Source organism: Amphritea balenae, assembly GCF_003858655.1.
Classification (GTDB): Bacteria; Pseudomonadota; Gammaproteobacteria; order Pseudomonadales; family Balneatricaceae; genus Amphritea; species Amphritea balenae.
In genome coordinates this window covers 491,585-507,439 of record NZ_RQXV01000001.1, presented here as the reverse complement: position 1 = coordinate 507,439, position 15,855 = coordinate 491,585, and the positions used below count along the sequence as shown (strand labels likewise).

General features: G+C 46.8%; 12 protein-coding genes. 6 read left to right on the top strand and 6 right to left on the bottom strand.

Features of this window, described 5'->3' with window-relative positions; all coding sequences use genetic code 11:
• Window position 1: 1 nt before the first annotated feature.
• The 4 genes from EHS89_RS02330 to EHS89_RS02315 all read right to left on the bottom strand — a co-directional run bounded on the left by EHS89_RS02330 (window position 2) and on the right by EHS89_RS02315 (window position 4,144).
• Entirely contained in the window at window positions 2–655 is a 654-nt protein-coding gene (locus tag EHS89_RS02330; RefSeq protein ID WP_124924490.1) for a DsbA family protein, read from the bottom strand.
• 117 nt (window positions 656–772) lie between these two features.
• Entirely contained in the window at window positions 773–1,102 is a 330-nt protein-coding gene (locus tag EHS89_RS02325) for a hypothetical protein (RefSeq protein WP_124924489.1), read from the bottom strand.
• 161 nt (window positions 1,103–1,263) lie between these two features.
• On the bottom strand, window positions 1,264–2,616 hold the full coding sequence (locus tag EHS89_RS02320) for an alanine/glycine:cation symporter family protein (RefSeq protein WP_124924488.1): 1,353 nt from the start codon (window positions 2,614–2,616) through the stop codon (window positions 1,264–1,266).
• A gap of 205 nt (window positions 2,617–2,821) precedes the next feature.
• Entirely contained in the window at window positions 2,822–4,144 is a 1,323-nt protein-coding gene (locus tag EHS89_RS02315; protein ID WP_124924487.1) for a D-serine ammonia-lyase, read from the bottom strand.
• Window positions 4,145–4,289: 145 nt separating this feature from the next.
• Here EHS89_RS02315 and EHS89_RS02310 point away from each other — a divergent pair, with 145 nt between their 5' ends.
• Window positions 4,290–5,192, top strand: coding sequence for a LysR substrate-binding domain-containing protein (locus tag EHS89_RS02310; RefSeq protein ID WP_124924486.1), 903 nt, complete (start codon window positions 4,290–4,292; stop codon window positions 5,190–5,192).
• 11 nt (window positions 5,193–5,203) lie between these two features.
• On the opposite strand, the gene EHS89_RS02305 is transcribed toward EHS89_RS02310, so the two are convergent.
• Complete coding sequence (locus EHS89_RS02305; RefSeq protein ID WP_124924485.1) at window positions 5,204–5,701, bottom strand: Lrp/AsnC ligand binding domain-containing protein; 498 nt, start codon at window positions 5,699–5,701, stop codon at window positions 5,204–5,206.
• A gap of 160 nt (window positions 5,702–5,861) precedes the next feature.
• On the opposite strand from EHS89_RS02305, the gene EHS89_RS02300 reads away from it, so the two are divergent.
• The 5 genes from EHS89_RS02300 (at window position 5,862) to EHS89_RS02280 (ending at window position 12,302) form a co-directional block, all read left to right on the top strand.
• Entirely contained in the window at window positions 5,862–7,121 is a 1,260-nt protein-coding gene (locus EHS89_RS02300) for a D-amino acid dehydrogenase (protein ID WP_124924484.1), read from the top strand.
• Between the two features lie 251 nt (window positions 7,122–7,372).
• Window positions 7,373–7,759 (top strand): RidA family protein, encoded by a 387-nt coding sequence (locus EHS89_RS02295; RefSeq protein ID WP_124924483.1) that lies wholly within the window; start codon window positions 7,373–7,375, stop codon window positions 7,757–7,759.
• An 11-nt stretch (window positions 7,760–7,770) separates the two neighbouring features.
• A complete protein-coding gene (alr, locus tag EHS89_RS02290; protein ID WP_124924482.1) occupies window positions 7,771–8,853 on the top strand; it encodes an alanine racemase in 1,083 nt (360 codons plus the stop codon).
• Between the two features lie 386 nt (window positions 8,854–9,239).
• The gene (locus tag EHS89_RS02285; RefSeq protein ID WP_170167387.1) at window positions 9,240–11,399 is read left to right on the top strand and encodes an ABC transporter substrate-binding protein; all 2,160 of its coding nucleotides are present in this window, start codon (window positions 9,240–9,242) and stop codon (window positions 11,397–11,399) included.
• Window positions 11,400–11,417: 18 nt separating this feature from the next.
• A complete protein-coding gene (locus tag EHS89_RS02280; protein WP_124924480.1) occupies window positions 11,418–12,302 on the top strand; it encodes a TraB/GumN family protein in 885 nt (294 codons plus the stop codon).
• A 7-nt stretch (window positions 12,303–12,309) separates the two neighbouring features.
• Here EHS89_RS02280 and EHS89_RS02275 read toward each other — a convergent pair whose 3' ends face one another.
• On the bottom strand, window positions 12,310–15,747 hold the full coding sequence (locus EHS89_RS02275; RefSeq protein WP_124924479.1) for an autotransporter outer membrane beta-barrel domain-containing protein: 3,438 nt from the start codon (window positions 15,745–15,747) through the stop codon (window positions 12,310–12,312).
• Between the last annotated feature and the right edge of the window lie 108 nt (window positions 15,748–15,855).

The following is a 15,855-nucleotide window of genomic DNA, read 5'->3' as shown; positions in this document are numbered from 1 at the left end:
GCTAGTCCGTTATGTCCAAAAGCTGTTCTACCAGTCCCTGCGGGTTGTTCAGAAAGGGCTCGTGATGAATACGCATAATATGGTCACCTTGTTGCAGTAATAAGCAGGGTACACCATTAACCACGACCTGATTCATTAGTGCTATTGCCTTTCGTTGTTCGTCGCGGGCTTCTTTATCAATATCTGGATCATAGTGAAAATTCTTATGGAATTGATCTGCCTGTAAACCAATGGATTCTGCCAACTGGCAAAGCACTGAAGCATCAGTAATTACTTTTCCGTCTATAAATCGGGCCCGTTGCATGGCTTCAAAAAAAGGCAGTACTTTACTCTCATCATAGCGGCGTATGATCTGCGTCGCCTTTGCAGTGGGCCATGAATCGAAGATCAGATGATTACGGTAGAACAGATTGTCCCTGTAGGCCTGCGAAAAAGTCTGCCCACTTAGCTCTTGAATTCGCTGATCAGCCTCCATGACATAATCTGAGAAGCTGCGACTCATCCAGCGCGTCATTTGGCCGGTAAACAGCCCACGATGCAAAAGTTTAATATTGGGCAGATCTGGGCTTGCCGCTAAGGTTTTAATAATAGGGGCGACGGCATAACACCAGCCGCATAGTGGATCAGCAATGTAGATCAGTTTGTTGGTATTCATGTTCAACAATGCTAATGAGTTTCGGGTGGCTCGACAACCGGACCTATATATCAGCAAATAATAAAAAACCGCTTAGCAGCGGTTTTACTCTTTTGATCAACAATTCTTTTAATGGGCTTAGGTACAGCCAGCATCAAAACGTTGTTCTTCCATATGTTGTTGGGCGCTTTGCAACTCATTTTCCTGGCGGGTCTGTTTAAGCATATCTATCTGTTCTTGAGTCATGCAGGCAAAGGCTTCTCGCAGAGCGATAGTGAGCAAATCGGCAGCGATACAGTCGGCATCTTTACCGTGCATAGCCGCCAGTGTATGCAAGTCGTCGTAAAGATCGGTTGCTACTGCGGCTTTAAATTGCTGCACAGAGGAACTGGTAAGATCGCAGCTGGAAGGGTAATCGCTTTCATTGGCGCAAATTTTTGCCATCAATTGGCTTATTTCGTTGTTCATAGTTAGCTCCTGATTTTAGGGCAGGGAGTCTTTTGCTGGTTACTTAGTTATAGACAGTGAAGGCGGTTCGGTAAAGTGACGCTGGAATACAGTAGAGAGGAAAAACAAAAAAGGAGGCTGTTAAAGCCTCCTTTTAATTTACTTAAATTGCTTATGTATTCTTAAGCTTTGTCAGCAAAAAACTCTTTGGTCAGTTTGAACACTATAGGGCTCAACAGCGCCAGTGCAATCAGGTTAGGAATCGCCATCATAGCATTCAGGGTATCTGCTACCAGCCAGATGAAATCCAGACTCACACCTGCACCTACTGGTACAGCAATGATCCAGAGTACGCGGTATGGTGCAATAGCTTTAACCCCGAACAGGAATTCAACACAACGTTCGCCGTAGAAAGACCAGCCGATAATGGTAGTGAAGGCGAAGATTGCCAGAGATATAGCGACCAGGTAGTTACCGACGCCTGGCAGGGCCTGTGCGAATGCCGCAGATGTCAGGGCTGCACCGGATACACCCGAAGTCCACTCGCCGGAGGTAATGATTACCAAACCAGTGATAGAGCAGATGATCAGGGTATCGATGAATGTACCCAACATAGCGACCAGCCCCTGACGGACAGGGTTTTTAGTCTGTGCGGCTGCGTGAGCGATAGGTGCAGAACCCAGACCTGCTTCGTTAGAGAATACACCACGGGCTACACCGAAACGGATTGCCATCCATACAGCAGCACCGGCAAAGCCGCCTTCAGCAGCTGTTGAAGTAAATGCGTGAGTGAATACCAGGTCAAGTGCAGCAGGAATCGCTTCAGCATTAATGGCCAGAACTATCAGGCCAGCTACCAGGTAAGCGATTGCCATTATAGGAACCAAAGCACCGGCAACGTGACCGATACGCTTGATACCACCGATCAGAACAGCACCAACCAGTACCATCAGGATAACGCCGGTGACCCAAACGTTAAGGCCAAAGTTAGACTGCAGTACGTCGGCAACGGAGTTGGACTGTACCGTGTTACCAATACCAAATGCAGCGGCTGCGCCGAAAATGGCAAACATCGTACCCAACCAGGCCCACTTCGAGCCCAGACCGTTTTTGATGTAGTACATCGGGCCACCAACATGGTTGCCTTCTTCATCTACTTCACGGTACTTAACAGCCAGAACGGCTTCTGAATATTTAGTTGCCATACCAACAAGGGCTGTACACCACATCCAGAACAGAGCGCCCGGGCCCCCCAGGAATACTGCGGTAGCAACACCTGCGATGTTACCTGTACCTACTGTTGCAGATAGTGCCGTCATAAGAGCATTGAAAGGTGAAATCTCGCCTTCCTTCTCTTCACCTTCTTTAGTGCTGCGACCTTCAAACAGTAACTTGAAACCTGTACCCAGCTTAAGAATCGGCATTAGTTTCAGACCCAGCATCAGGAACAGACCGACACCGAGAATCAGAACCAGCATCATCGGCCCCCAGACGATACTGTTAATCGCGCCGATAAATGACGTGATAGCTTCCATTATGAACTCCTTAATTATTGTATTTCTCCAGCCTGGCAGGCTTATGGCCTGGCGAACCCGAACCGGAGAGCTTCCGCTTGTAGCGAAATATTAAATTTGCAGGTCACAAGTGGGTGACCGACAAACCTGCTTTAGTGATTAATATAGCTCAACTAAAGCTCAACGCCTGTTTCGGAAATATGAATCCGATAGGCGATGATTGGTATCACAGCCCGGCTAGTTCAGCACCACGCTGTTGAAATTTCTTCATCTCTTGTGCTGGGACAAACAATCCACCGGTGGTCCAGACCAGATGAGTGGCCTGATTGATTACGGTATCTAAGTGCTGCTGTTGCAGATACTGTTTACCTGAGTCTGTGTTGATAAGTTGGTGTAAACCCGAAAAGCCTGCTGCTGCAGAGGGTTCGACTTCCAACCCTTCACTTTGAAACAGATCGCTCAGATTACGGAACAACTCATTATCTGTGACTGTAAAAATACCCGACAGCATAGGCTCAATGACTGAGCAGACCCAGCCTGATGCCATGCTCACAGCCAGACCATCGGCTTCGGTCGCTACTTTTAAGCCAACATCGTAGACCGATTCTGGATGTTCTTTATCATTGGCCTGCATGCCCAGCAGGACGCAAGGTGCTTGTACCGGTTCCGCAAAGAAAACGTGTACATCAGGACCAAATACCTGCTTCAGGCCAAAATTGATGCCGCCAGGTGCGCCACCTACACCACAAGGGATATAAACAAACAGAGGATGTTCTGCATCGACGATAATCTGCTGTTCTGCTAGCTGTTCCTGCAAACGCAGAGCTGCCGCAGCATAGCCGAGAAATAGTCGGGGAGAGTTTTCATCATCAATAAAATAACTGTTTGGATCAGCATCAGATGCCGCCCGTCCTGCGGCGACTGCAGCACTGTAATCATCACTATGCTCTATAACAGTGACACCACGGTTACGAAGCCGCTCCTTTTTCCACTGTTTGGCCTCCACTGACATATGTACAACGACTTTGAATCCCAGTGCGGCACTGATAATACCGATGCTCAGTCCCAGGTTACCGGTACTGCTGACAGCAATTTCATAGTTGCTGAACAGTTGTTTGGCCGCTGGATGGCCAAACTTAAGGTAGTCATCCGAGGTGCTATCGATCAGGTTATTATCCAATGCCAGCTGTTCGGCATGACACAATACTTCGTGGATACCACCACGGGCCTTGATCGAGCCGGCTACCGGTAGCGAATGATCAGCTTTTATCTTTAGCCGGCCCGGTAGTTCAGGAAAAGAGTGCTGTTGCAGGGCTGGCGCAGACAGTAGTGCAGACTCGATTATTCCGTCCGATGCTTCAAGTTCAGGAAAAAGTCGCTTTAATAAAGGGGCAAAACGGCGCAAGCGGAGATCAGCCTGCCTGATATCAGTGATACTGAGACCGTCTCGATCATTATCAGTGCTAGCCTTGTAGGCAGGGTTGAGCCATAGAAAAGGTTGAGCCTGTTGTAACTGCTGGCCCAGCGGAGTATCGATCGTTGCTGTCATATTATTATCTGCGTTTGTTGTTTTGTTAGATGCAGGAAGGAGCATTCTGTTAGGGATAGTCAGACTAAACAATCGATCATTTCTATAGTATGTTTTAGTTTAACTAAACCATAATCTTATATCATCAGTCGGTGGCCAGAATATTATGCATCTGAATAGTCAGATTTTAGCCGCATTGAAAACTTTTGAAGCGGCGGCGCGATTACGCAGTTTCAGTCAGGCTGCGGCAGAGTTATCTATTACACCCGGCGCAGTCAGTCAGCAAATTAAGAATCTGGAGACTCAGATTGGTACGGGTTTGTTTACCCGTAAGACACGTCAGGTTGAGCTGACACCCCAGGGGGCTCAGTTATATGAAACCGCACGGCCGGCTCTGCTGAGCCTGGATAGCTGTTTAGGGCGTATTAAACGTTCTGATCTGGAGGGTAGTGTCCGGTTGCGGTCTATCCCGTCATTTGTATTTAAGTGGTTAATTCCCCGGCTGGGTGGTTTTCAAAAACGCTTTCCGGATATTCGAATAGAAACCTTTGCTGAGGGCAGTTTGCTGGACCTGCGAGCGCGCGATTTTGATATAGCGATTGATTATGGCGTTGGTGATTATCCGGGGCTTAGTAGTACCTTGATGATGGACGAATATCTGTTCCCGGTGGTGAGTCCTGAATATTTCAGTGCGATTGACTGGCAGATGGACGGTGCGTTAAACCGGGTGCCTTTGCTGCATGATACTGCTCCCTGGGCTAACGCTGAGCCTGATGCGGAGTGGCGGTATTTTCTGGATGTGAATGGTATGAAGGATATCGATACCAGCAGGGGGCATTACTTTAACCGGGGGGATATGGCCATTAAGGCCGCCGTAGCGGGGTTGGGCGCAGCTATTGCCCGGGAGTCGCTAATAACGGAAGAGATCATACGTGGCAGGCTAATTGCGCCCTATGAAAAACGACAGTGCCGGTGTAGCTACTATATTATTTACCCTCAGGGTGCGTTAAAGAACCCTCGTATTAAAGCGGTTCATGACTGGCTGCTAGAGATCGGCAACCAGCCCTGAATAAAAGGCTATTAAGCACGGGGTTGGTGAGGGTTAATAGGCAGACTGAGCGACTCTTTTACCTCTTCCATTACGATATAACTCTTAGAGTTCTTTACGCCTGGTAAGGTTAGCAGCATCTCACCCAGCAGGGCACGGTATTCTGACATATCGGCAATGCGCGCTTTGATCAGGAAGTCGGCATCACCGGATACCAGATGGCATTCCAATACATAAGGAAGGGATGCGACTGCCTGATTAAATTTCAGGAATGCATCGGGCGATTGGTATGAGAGTGAGATCTCGACAAATACCAGCATGCCATACCCCATTGCCTGGGGATCGATACGGGCGTAATAACCCTGAATCAGACCATCTTTTTCAAGCCGTTTGACACGCTCCATACAAGGCGTGGTACTCAGACCCACAATATCAGCAAGATCGACATAACTGATTCGACCGTTTTCCTGCAGGGTCTTCAGAATATTCAGGTCAATCTTATCCAGCTTACGTTTCTGACTCGGTTTCATAGCGCTACTCTGCTTTAGAGTTAAATTTTTTTATTTTTGGATTTTACTAGGGTAATAGTTTTGAAACTAGTTTAATTACAAAAAAATAAACTGTCAAAGCTGCAATATACTAGCCGAATTCTTTGTTGTTAATAAATATAAAAAACAGATAGGTAGTTTTATGCAAATTGTAATTTTGGGTAGTGGTGTCATTGGCGTTACCAGCGCCTGGTATCTGGCTAAGCAGGGCCATCAGGTGACTATCATCGACCGTCAGAGTGCTCCGGCTATGGAGACCAGCTTTGGCAATGCCGGACAGATCTCTCCAGGCTACTCAGCACCCTGGGCTGCACCTGGCGTACCTCTGAAAGCGATCAAGTGGATGATGCAGGACCTGGCTCCACTGATGATTAACCCTAAGGTTAATGCCAACACATTAAAATGGATGACTAAAATGTTGTCTAACTGCACCCAAAGCTCATACCACGTGAATAAAGCACGGATGATGCGTTTAGCTGAGTATAGCCGTGATTGTTTCAAAGATCTTCGTTCTGAAGTCGAAATTGATTATGATGCGAGAACCAATGGTACTTTGCAGCTGTTTCGAGCCCAGAAACAGGTTGATGCCGCTGCCAAGGATATTAAGGTTCTGGAAGAGTGCGGAGTAGACTACGAAGTGCTTGATCGGGACGGCTGTGTATCAAGAGAGCCCGCATTAAGTCATGTAAAAGATAAGATCGTGGGTGGCCTGCGTTTACCCGGTGATGAAACCGGAGACTGTTTTAAATTTACCACTGCGCTGGCTGAAGAATGTAAAAAGCTAGGTGTCGAATTTAAATTTGATACAGAGGTAGAAGGTCTGATCAGTGACGATGACAATATTGTTGGCGTCAAAACCAATAAAGGCACCTTTACTGCCGATCGTTATCTGATGTGTATGGGCAGTTACTCAACGCTGCTGTTGGCTAATGTGGGGGTTGTCGTACCGGTATATCCGATAAAAGGCTATTCACTGACTTTGCCTATTATTGATGAATCTAAAGCGCCGGTTTCAACCATTATGGATGAAACCTTTAAAGTCGCTGTTACCCGCTTTGAAGATCGGATCAGAGTAGGTGGTACCGCTGAAATTACGTCATACGATACGTCGCTACAAGAAAAGCGTCGCAAGAATGTTGAGCATACAGTAGGGGATCTGTTCCCCGGTGGTGGCGATCTTGAAAAAGCAGAGTTCTGGACCGGTTTACGGCCAATGACACCCGATGGTACTCCGGTTCTGGGTGGAACCCGCTATCCTAATCTGTATCTGAATACCGGTCACGGTACTCTGGGATGGACTATGTCACTGGGATCAGGAAAGTTTATTGCTGATGTGATCAGTGGTAACAGCACGGATATCGATCCGGAAGGCTTGTCCGCTGCACGTTATGGTCAGAAATAGGCCGCCCAATTATCTAAGGCTGGGCTACCTGAAAAGGTTGCACTGGCCCCTGTGCTGTAATTTTTTAACAGGCTATAATCTGTCCCGATTGACTGTCGGGGGACAGGCGGTAATTGTGCCGTTGCAATGAACAGATTGTAATCTTTAGAGTAAGGTGCGAATAAGCCCGGTGTTTTCTCTGTAAGCCAGAGACGAGGGATATATGCGTACCTTCCTTAGACTAATTTCTATTTTTTATACTGGATATGAACATGCCAACTAAGACTATTATCGCAACTGAAAATGCCCCATCCGCTATCGGTACCTACTCCCAGGCAGTGAAGGTCGATAACACTGTATACATCTCTGGTCAGATCCCTCTGGTTCCGGCGACGATGGAGATGGTAACCGAGTCATTTGAAGCTCAGGCTGTTCAGGTTTTTGAAAACCTGAAAGCGATTTCTGAAGCAGCAGGTGGCTCTATGAATGACCTGGTAAAAGTTACTATTCTACTGACCGATCTGGCTAACTTTGCCACCGTTAATGAAGTGATGTCACGTTATTTTGAACAGCCATATCCGGCCCGTGCTGCTTATGCTGTTAAAGCGCTGCCAAAGGATGCGGATATCGAAGTAGAAGCGGTAATGGTTACCGTTTAAGAGGAAGATTAATGAGTCGTGCTGCAAGAATCACTATCGATCTGGACGCTATCCGGCATAACTACCGGCTAGCCCGGTCGCTTAATTCTGCCGGTAAAGCCGTCGCAATAATTAAAGCGAATGGCTATGGTCATGGTGCTGTTGAGATAGCTAAATCACTGGAGCCTGAAGCTGATGCATTCGGCGTCGCCTGCATTGAAGAAGGTATCGAGCTGGTAGAGGCGGGTATTGATAAACCGATTCTGTTGCTGGAAGGTTTCTTTGAAGCGTCAGAACTGGAATACATCAGTGAAAAAGGTATGTGGTGTGCTGTTCACAGTGTTGCCCAGATAGATCAGATAGCTGATGCTAACCTGAGTAAGCCGATCAATATCTGGCTGAAAATGGATTCAGGTATGCATCGTCTGGGTGTACATCCGGATGATTACCAGCAGGCATATACTCGTCTTAAGTCGCTGGATAATGTGGCTGATGTAGTGCTAATGAGTCACTTTGCCTGTGCTGATGAGCTGGATAAAATAGCGACTCAAGAGCAGGTTGCTGTTTTTAATGCGGTAACCGCAGATATTGATGCACCTGTTAGTCTGGCTAATTCTGCCGGCGTACTGGCCTGGAACGATGCCCGTCGCGACATTATGCGTCCGGGTTTGATGTTGTATGGAGCAACGCCTTTCCCGCAAGCCCAGGAAAATGCGGATAAGCTGATTCCTGCGATGACGCTGACGTCTGAAGTGATCGCTGTACGTGAAATACAGCCGGGTCAATGTGTTGGTTATGCGGGCAGTTTTTGCGCCGATGCACCAACCCGTGTAGGCACGGTTGCACTGGGTTATGCCGATGGTTATCCTCGCCATGCTGGTACCGGAACCCCTGTGCTGGTGAATGGTCAGCGTTCCCGGATCATTGGCAGGGTATCAATGGATATGCTGGCGGTTGATCTTACTGATTTCCCGGATGCTGGTGTTGGAACTGAGGTTGAGTTCTGGGGTAAAAACCTGACAGCCGCTGAAATCGCACCGCACTGCGCTACGATTCCTTATACTCTGTTTACGGGCATTACCCGCCGGGTGCATAAGAAGTACATCAATAGCTAAGTTGTTAAAACAGTTAGATAAAAAGAGCGCTTTGCGCTCTTTTTTTATGCCTCAAATAATTTGTTTTGCCTGTCGGTCAGACCAGATGGTTTAAGAGTCATACAACCGTTTAAATATAAGGTTTAATTGAAAAATATGGATTACTGTTTTTATACTGTTATTGAGATTTTCTGCTAGATAGGTATTACCTTTTTGTGCTTTATCTGCGCTCAAAGGGTTAGGTTGGCAGACAAAACCAGGGAAGGTTTGCTATGCCATACGTACTCAGATTTGATTTGCTTTTTATCAGGTGTTCGCATTGCAGGTTAAATGCGCTGATATTTACCCTACTGTGTTTTTTCTTTACTCAACCGCTCTGTGCTGCTGAAACAGTCCGATTACAGCTGATGTGGAAGCATCAGTTCCAGTTTGCTGGTTACTATGCTGCCTTAGATCAAGGTTTTTACCAGGATGAAGGATTAGATGTTGAACTGCTGGAGTTCAGCAATGATCGGGACCTGGCAAAAATGGTGGTCAATGGTGAGGCAGAGTTTGCCGTTGGACGCTCATCAATACTGGTTGACTATTTACAAGGCAAGCCGATTACCGCGTTGTTTGCTGCATTTCAGCGTTCACCTTTAATGCTATTGACCCGGGATGATTCCGGCATAAGCCACGTTAAAGATCTGCGAGACAAGCGGATTATGATTACCTCAGATGCGGAACAAAATGCTGAAGTAATGGCGATGATGCTGCAGGCTGGAATAAAGCCCGGTGAATATTTACATCAGGATCACAGCTTCAATCTGCAGGATCTAATCGATCGTAATACGGATGCGATGGGTGCTTATATTTCGAATGAGCCCTACCAGATGATTAAGCAAGGGATTGGCTACAATATTATTCATCCGGGAACGAAAGGCTTCGAGATGTATAGCGATATACTGTTTACATCTAATCTGCTGCTTGAGCAGAAACCTGAATTGGTGGAACGTTTTCGTCGGGCCAGTATCAAAGGGTGGCAATATGCGTTCAATAATATCCAGGCCACCGCTAATCTGATCTATTCAAATTACAACACCCAGAATCGCTCATTGGAAGCGCTCTTTTTTGAAGGGCAGAGTCTTAAGGAGCTGGCTTATGTCGATGGTATTGAGTTTGGCAGTCTCTCATCTGAGCGTTTTAGTGCTATGGTCCCAATTTACAAGTTGCTTAGTCCGGATCTGCCTGACTACGATATAAGTGAGTTTATCTATCAGCCTGCGTGGAACAAACTACCGCTGTTATTGACTCGTTCAGAAAGAGACTTTTTAAAAAGTAATACTGAAGTAACTTTTTGTGCAGATCCTGACTGGCTACCTTATTCAGGCATTGCAGATAATGAGTTGATTGGAATTGATTCCGAATATGTTCAGTATTTGTCAGAACAGACTGGCATAGTTTTTAAACTGGTTTTAACAGAAAGCTGGCAAGAGAGTATTGATGCTTCCCGTTTAGGTCGTTGCCGGGTTTTATTTACCGGAATTAATACAGCTGAACGTAGAGAGTATCTTTCATATACTGCGCCTTATCGTCATGTGTCATTGTCACTGGCAACCCGGAGAGTTTTTTCAAAGATTGAAGGCTTTTCACAGCTAGAAGGGTTTCGAGTTGGAGTGCTTAAAGGTGATGCCTATGCTACGTATCTTGTACAGAACTATCCTCAGCTTGAATTGGTTTCTTTTGAGCATATAGTAAAAGGCGTTGAACAGGTGGCTCAGGGGGAGGTGGATGTAATGCTTGGGCCTTACGCAACGCTCAATTATACTTTTAAAGAGCTGAATCTAACCGATCTGATTATTCAGGGACCACTTATAGAGCAATGGAGTCTGGCCATCGGAGTGCGTAAAGAAGATGTCTTGCTCACTGGTATTCTGAATAGACTTTTGCTTAGGCTTGGCAGTGAAGATCATCTTCGTTTTGCGGCCCGTTGGATGGCCTATCAGCCTCAGACTATTAAAGTGGCCACTTATCTTTGGCCTGCCATTCTGATGCTGGTGTTAGGGTTGTTGTTGTTAATGGTTTACTTCGCCTGGCTTTCTAAACACAGGTATAAACCACTTTCCCATTATGTGTTGGAACAGGGCTTTGTATACTCAACGGATAAAGTTCTAAGTTATCTGGAAAATGTAGTTTCATGCGCCGGGAATAGGCCTGTTTCAGTGATAGTGATGGAGATTGAGAATGAAAGGACAAGCGATAGGCTAGGTAGCACGGCTGATTCACTAGAGGCGCTATTTCTCAATTTATTGCAGTTTGATGATGTTGTAGGGCAATGGGCTGGTGATCAGTTTGTTATTGTCTTGCCGGATACTGACCTGAGTCGCGCTATGTTGCTTGCAAGGCGGTTACAATCGTCTTTGATCGAGTTGAACCGTAAAGATAAAACCTTACTTAAGTGCAGTATTGGCGTTAGTTGTGAGCGGGGTGTTTCTGGCCCCTTAATCATTGAACAAGCTGAAGAGGCGTTGCAGGACGCTATTCAGGCAGGTGGTCATTGTATAATGCAGCGGTCTTATTCTGCTTAATCGATAAATCGAGAAAATATGCTAACTAAAGCAATCAGATCTGTGGTATTCCTGTGTTTATTTGCTGTGCTGGGGACGGTTCAGTTTGTCAGTGCGGCAAGCTCCGTATGGCAAATAAGCCAGGGCTCCAGTGTGCTTTATCTGGCAGGCACCATTCATATGCTAAGGGCCGATGATTATCCGTTGCCTGCCGAGTTTCAGGATGTTTATCAGGCATCTGATCTGTTGGTGTTTGAAACCGATCTGGCTCAGTTATTGGATCCGGTGATTCAGAATCGCTTACAGCAGTCTTTGATCTACCCTGAACACAATAATCTGAGACAGTTTATATCTGATGAGCTCTATCAAGAGATAGCCGAGCGTTGGCGGAAAGCTAATCTGCCCCCCATGCTGTTACCGTTCATGAAGCCCGGTGGTGTGGCGATGACACTGACAATGTCTGAATTACAGTCGATTGGGGTTGATACTCAGGGTATCGACCAGCACTTTCATCAACGGGCCAAGCGGGATAAAAAGCCTGTGCGCGGGCTTGAATCGGTAGATCAACAGATCTCATACCTGGCGACAATGGGCGAGGGCAACGAAGAGTTGTTCCTGAAGCAGTCTTTTTCTGAAATGGATCAGTCAACTGAGTTTATGGGGGAATTGATTCAAGCTTGGCGAGATGGTGATAAGGCCAGCCTGGAAAGGTTAGTCGTAACCGATATGCAGCAACAGTTTCCTGCGCTCTATAATCGCTTGTTGGTCGATAGAAATTTGCTTTGGTTACCTCAGATTAAGCAGATGCTCAAAAGCGAAAAGGAAACAGAGCTGGTGCTGGTAGGAGCGGCGCATTTAGTTGGGCAAGACGGTTTGTTACGACAGCTTGCCGCACGTGGATATACCGTACAGCAGCTGCCCTGATTGTTAGCTACCATACATGCCTGAAGCCCACGTTTAGCTGGTGCTCATGGTAATCATTGTTCATCGCGCCATCCAGACCAATAAAGAAATTACTGGTTGGGCTGTAATGACGGGTCCAGCCAATCCCGTAGCGCATTAATATACGGTTCTCATCATCTCCCTGAATGGTGAAGTCATCACCAAAGCCGATGAAGCTGGCATTATAGCGACGGTCATCCTTTTTTAGTCGTGCTGAAATTCCCAGACTGAGTGCCAGGGTCGAGTCAATCTGTTCAGAGTTCTCATCGGCACGCTGATCCATAGATACTTCGACAGCAACATCAGCTCTAAGCTCATCGAGCGTTTCTTCATCGAGTTTCAGACTGAAGTCGCCAGCACCTGTTTCCTGATAGGCGCTTTTCTGCATCCGGGACCAGCTTAGAGATGCGCTAGGTCTGGCATAGGTATCTTTTTCTGTTTGCCACTCCTCGCCAATAGTCGCTTTGGCAGCCAAGGTCCATGCATGGGGTCTGGCGCTACTTGTGACAGGAACTCCATCGATAGACACTCTACGTTCAAGGTCAAACTGGTTGTAACCTATAGCCAAAGAGAAATTATAGAATCGATCTTCTTCAAGATAGTCACGTTGCCAACCGACATAGATACTGTCTGCCTGATCTGTTCCCCAACTGTGTTTTTCCGCCTTGCTATTGATTAGTCCGATAGAGAAACCTTCAGACCAGTGTTCATCCAGAATTCTGGAGCGGCCTGCGATCAGACCTATAGTGTTGAAGTCGTAACCGCTGATACCTGGTTCGCTTTGTTGACTGCCTTGAGACAAAATTATGCGTCCCCAGGCTGGATTTCCGTCGGTATAACTAAGCAGGTTTCGTGAAGGGGTCAGGCAGTCGCTATGGCTGTGGCGGTAGGTTCCTGCACTGCGACCTTCTGCTTCGTTATTACTGCTGAAGCCGCAGCTACCGGAAAGAAATAGAGCGCTGTTATTTAAGGCGATACTGTCTGAAGCGTTCACCGCAACGGGGTTTGGATCGGTTGCAAAGCCAGCAAAACCCAGAGAGCCGGCATGGCCTGCAGCACTGAGCTCTTCAAAGTTACCCTTGATGCCATCTATTGTACCGATAAACGTAGCGCCGCCAGAGGTATCTATTATGCGGATCGGGTTGGTGCTGGCAGCATCGATCATATCCTTTGAAATAAAGCGAACTGTGCCGGAAATATCGGCACTTCCGGTAATAACCAGTAGATCGCTATTTGTACCTTCGTTACCCGGAGAGAGGTTTTGATCATAATCGACAAACATTGTGGCACCACTGTTTTGAGTCAGGCTGCCGTCTATATTTATCGTGTTTATGCTATTCGGAGATATTTGCAGTGCGCCATTGTTAGTTAGGTTGCCAGCGATATCATGATTAAGACTGAGGTCGCCATTGGCGTCGATATTCATTGTTAGAATATCAAAACTGCCTTCTGTGGAAAAATTACCGTTGATATTGACTGTCGTATCGGTACCGATAGTTGAACCAATAATACGTGCGTTATCACCGATGATATTAAGGTTTGTTGTACTGCTATCCAGATCAATATCGCCGTTGAGAATACCGCTGTTATTCAAGGTAGTCAGAGTGCCTGATGACACATAAATGGCATAATCATCACCGATGATAGTGCCGCTGTTATCCAGAGTGGTTATTACGCCACCGGAATCAATGATAATACCGCTACCATCGTTACTTGCATCGCTATCAGCATCCCCATCATAGCCAGAGATTATGCCACTGTTGGTTAGGCTGCTGATCAGACTGCCTGCCCCGGTAACAGTGATACCTGAGTCGGTATCATCTGATGTTGTTGATGGGCTGTCGCCACCATAAATCAGGCCGGTATTAGTCAGATCGTTGATAGTACCAGTGTCCAGGTAGATACCATGATCGGTGCCCCGGATACTGTTCATACTACTGTTAATAAGTGTGGTTATGGTTGAATCGGAAGCGTAGATACCTGAAGTGTCAAAACCTGAAGCTCCTGCGCCTTCAATAGTACCGCTGTTATCGAGTAAGGTGATGGTGGAAGCATCTATACGCAGACCATCATCATCCAGGCCGATGATGGTTCCGCTGTTATCGAGGCTGTTAATGGCCGCGTCTGCTCTGATATCAAGGCCGCTATCGCCGCCGCTGATGGTTTGGGTATTGTTCAGGAGGCCGATAAGTGTTCCGGTATCGGATAACTCAAGGCCATTATCTGTACCGGAAATAGTACCGGTGTTATTCAGGCTGGTGATAGTTGTACCGTTGGTCAGATCGATACCGTCGCCGCTACCGCTGGCTGTGATGCTGTCACTGTTAGTCAGGCTGGAGATAGTACTGTTATCGAGATAGATGCCGTCAGTGATGCCGGTGATGGTACCGCTGTTATTCAGGGTCGTGATAGTACTATCGATAATATCTAAACCCGTGTCGACTTCGCCATCAATGGTTCCGAGGTTGTTCAAAGTATGTATAGTCGAGGAATCAAGATTTATAGCGTCATCACCCTGACCGGTGATAATGCCGCTGTTGGTGAGTAGTGCTATAGAGCTATCGGAAATCTCAATACCTACATCCCCACCAATAATAATATTGTTATTAGTTATGGTGCTTAAGATGCTGCCATCAATAAGGTCGATACCATCGCCATTTAAGGCAGTGATTTGGCCACTGTTGTTAAGAGTGTCAATACTTGCAGCATTGTCTAGGTTAAGGCCGTCGTCTTCGGCAGTAATCGCTCCGCTATTATTCAGGGATAGAATAGAGCTGGCATCTATTTCTATCCCGTTATCGACTTCACTGACAATTAAACCGCTATTGTTCAAATTGTTTACTGTAGCATCATCGATCTGGATACCATCATCATCCTTGCCTTTAATTAAGCCTGCGTTGGACAGTGTGCCGACATGTCCTGTATAGGTACCACCATCAATCCGGACTCCATCATCGCCACCGATCAGCTGGCCGGTATCTGTATTGGTGAAAGTGCTTACAGTACCTTCGATGGAAATGGCATCTAGTCCATCGGCGGTCGGGTCACCGATAACACTGCCGCTATTAATAAAACTATCCAGCAGAAAATCGCCATCCATATCGATGGCCCCCTGCATATCCGGGTCACCAACTGGTGTCGCGGTAATGGTACCGTTATTGGTTAAACTATCGAGATTGCCATCCAGGACGATGGCATAATTGGAACTGGCATTATCATTATCGGCTGTAGCGCCAGCATCGATCTGAATACTTTGAGCAGTAGTACCGGTTACTCTGATGTTCGTTGCGGTGTTGCCGCTGGAAACGGTAAGATTATTGCCTACTGAGCTACCTTCGACGCTGATATCTGCCGAGGCTAAAGGCGACAGCATAAGCGCAGGCATTGCTGTGGCAAACATCGCGGCGTACAACATTTTTAATTTCAACGGTTAGGCCCTCCGAATAACTACTAGTAATCGATGTTACCACTTGATGGGAGGGGGGTGACAAATGAATATGTCATATTGGGAACATGCCTCTACCTGTAGCAGAGG

Excerpts from the sequence above, each read along its gene's own strand:
- EHS89_RS02330 (WP_124924490.1), bottom strand. The coding sequence starts at position 655 with ATGAATACCAACAAACTGATCTACATTGCTGATCCACTATGCGGCTGG.
- EHS89_RS02325 (WP_124924489.1), bottom strand. The coding sequence starts at position 1,102 with ATGAACAACGAAATAAGCCAATTGATGGCAAAAATTTGCGCCAATGAA.
- EHS89_RS02320 (WP_124924488.1), bottom strand. The coding sequence starts at position 2,616 with ATGGAAGCTATCACGTCATTTATCGGCGCGATTAACAGTATCGTCTGG.
- EHS89_RS02315 (WP_124924487.1), bottom strand. The coding sequence starts at position 4,144 with ATGACAGCAACGATCGATACTCCGCTGGGCCAGCAGTTACAACAGGCT.
- EHS89_RS02310 (WP_124924486.1), top strand. The coding sequence starts at position 4,290 with ATGCATCTGAATAGTCAGATTTTAGCCGCATTGAAAACTTTTGAAGCG.
- EHS89_RS02305 (WP_124924485.1), bottom strand. The coding sequence starts at position 5,701 with ATGAAACCGAGTCAGAAACGTAAGCTGGATAAGATTGACCTGAATATT.
- EHS89_RS02300 (WP_124924484.1), top strand. The coding sequence starts at position 5,862 with ATGCAAATTGTAATTTTGGGTAGTGGTGTCATTGGCGTTACCAGCGCC.
- EHS89_RS02295 (WP_124924483.1), top strand. The coding sequence starts at position 7,373 with ATGCCAACTAAGACTATTATCGCAACTGAAAATGCCCCATCCGCTATC.
- alr (WP_124924482.1), top strand. The coding sequence starts at position 7,771 with ATGAGTCGTGCTGCAAGAATCACTATCGATCTGGACGCTATCCGGCAT.
- EHS89_RS02285 (WP_170167387.1), top strand. The coding sequence starts at position 9,240 with ATGTGGAAGCATCAGTTCCAGTTTGCTGGTTACTATGCTGCCTTAGAT.
- EHS89_RS02280 (WP_124924480.1), top strand. The coding sequence starts at position 11,418 with ATGCTAACTAAAGCAATCAGATCTGTGGTATTCCTGTGTTTATTTGCT.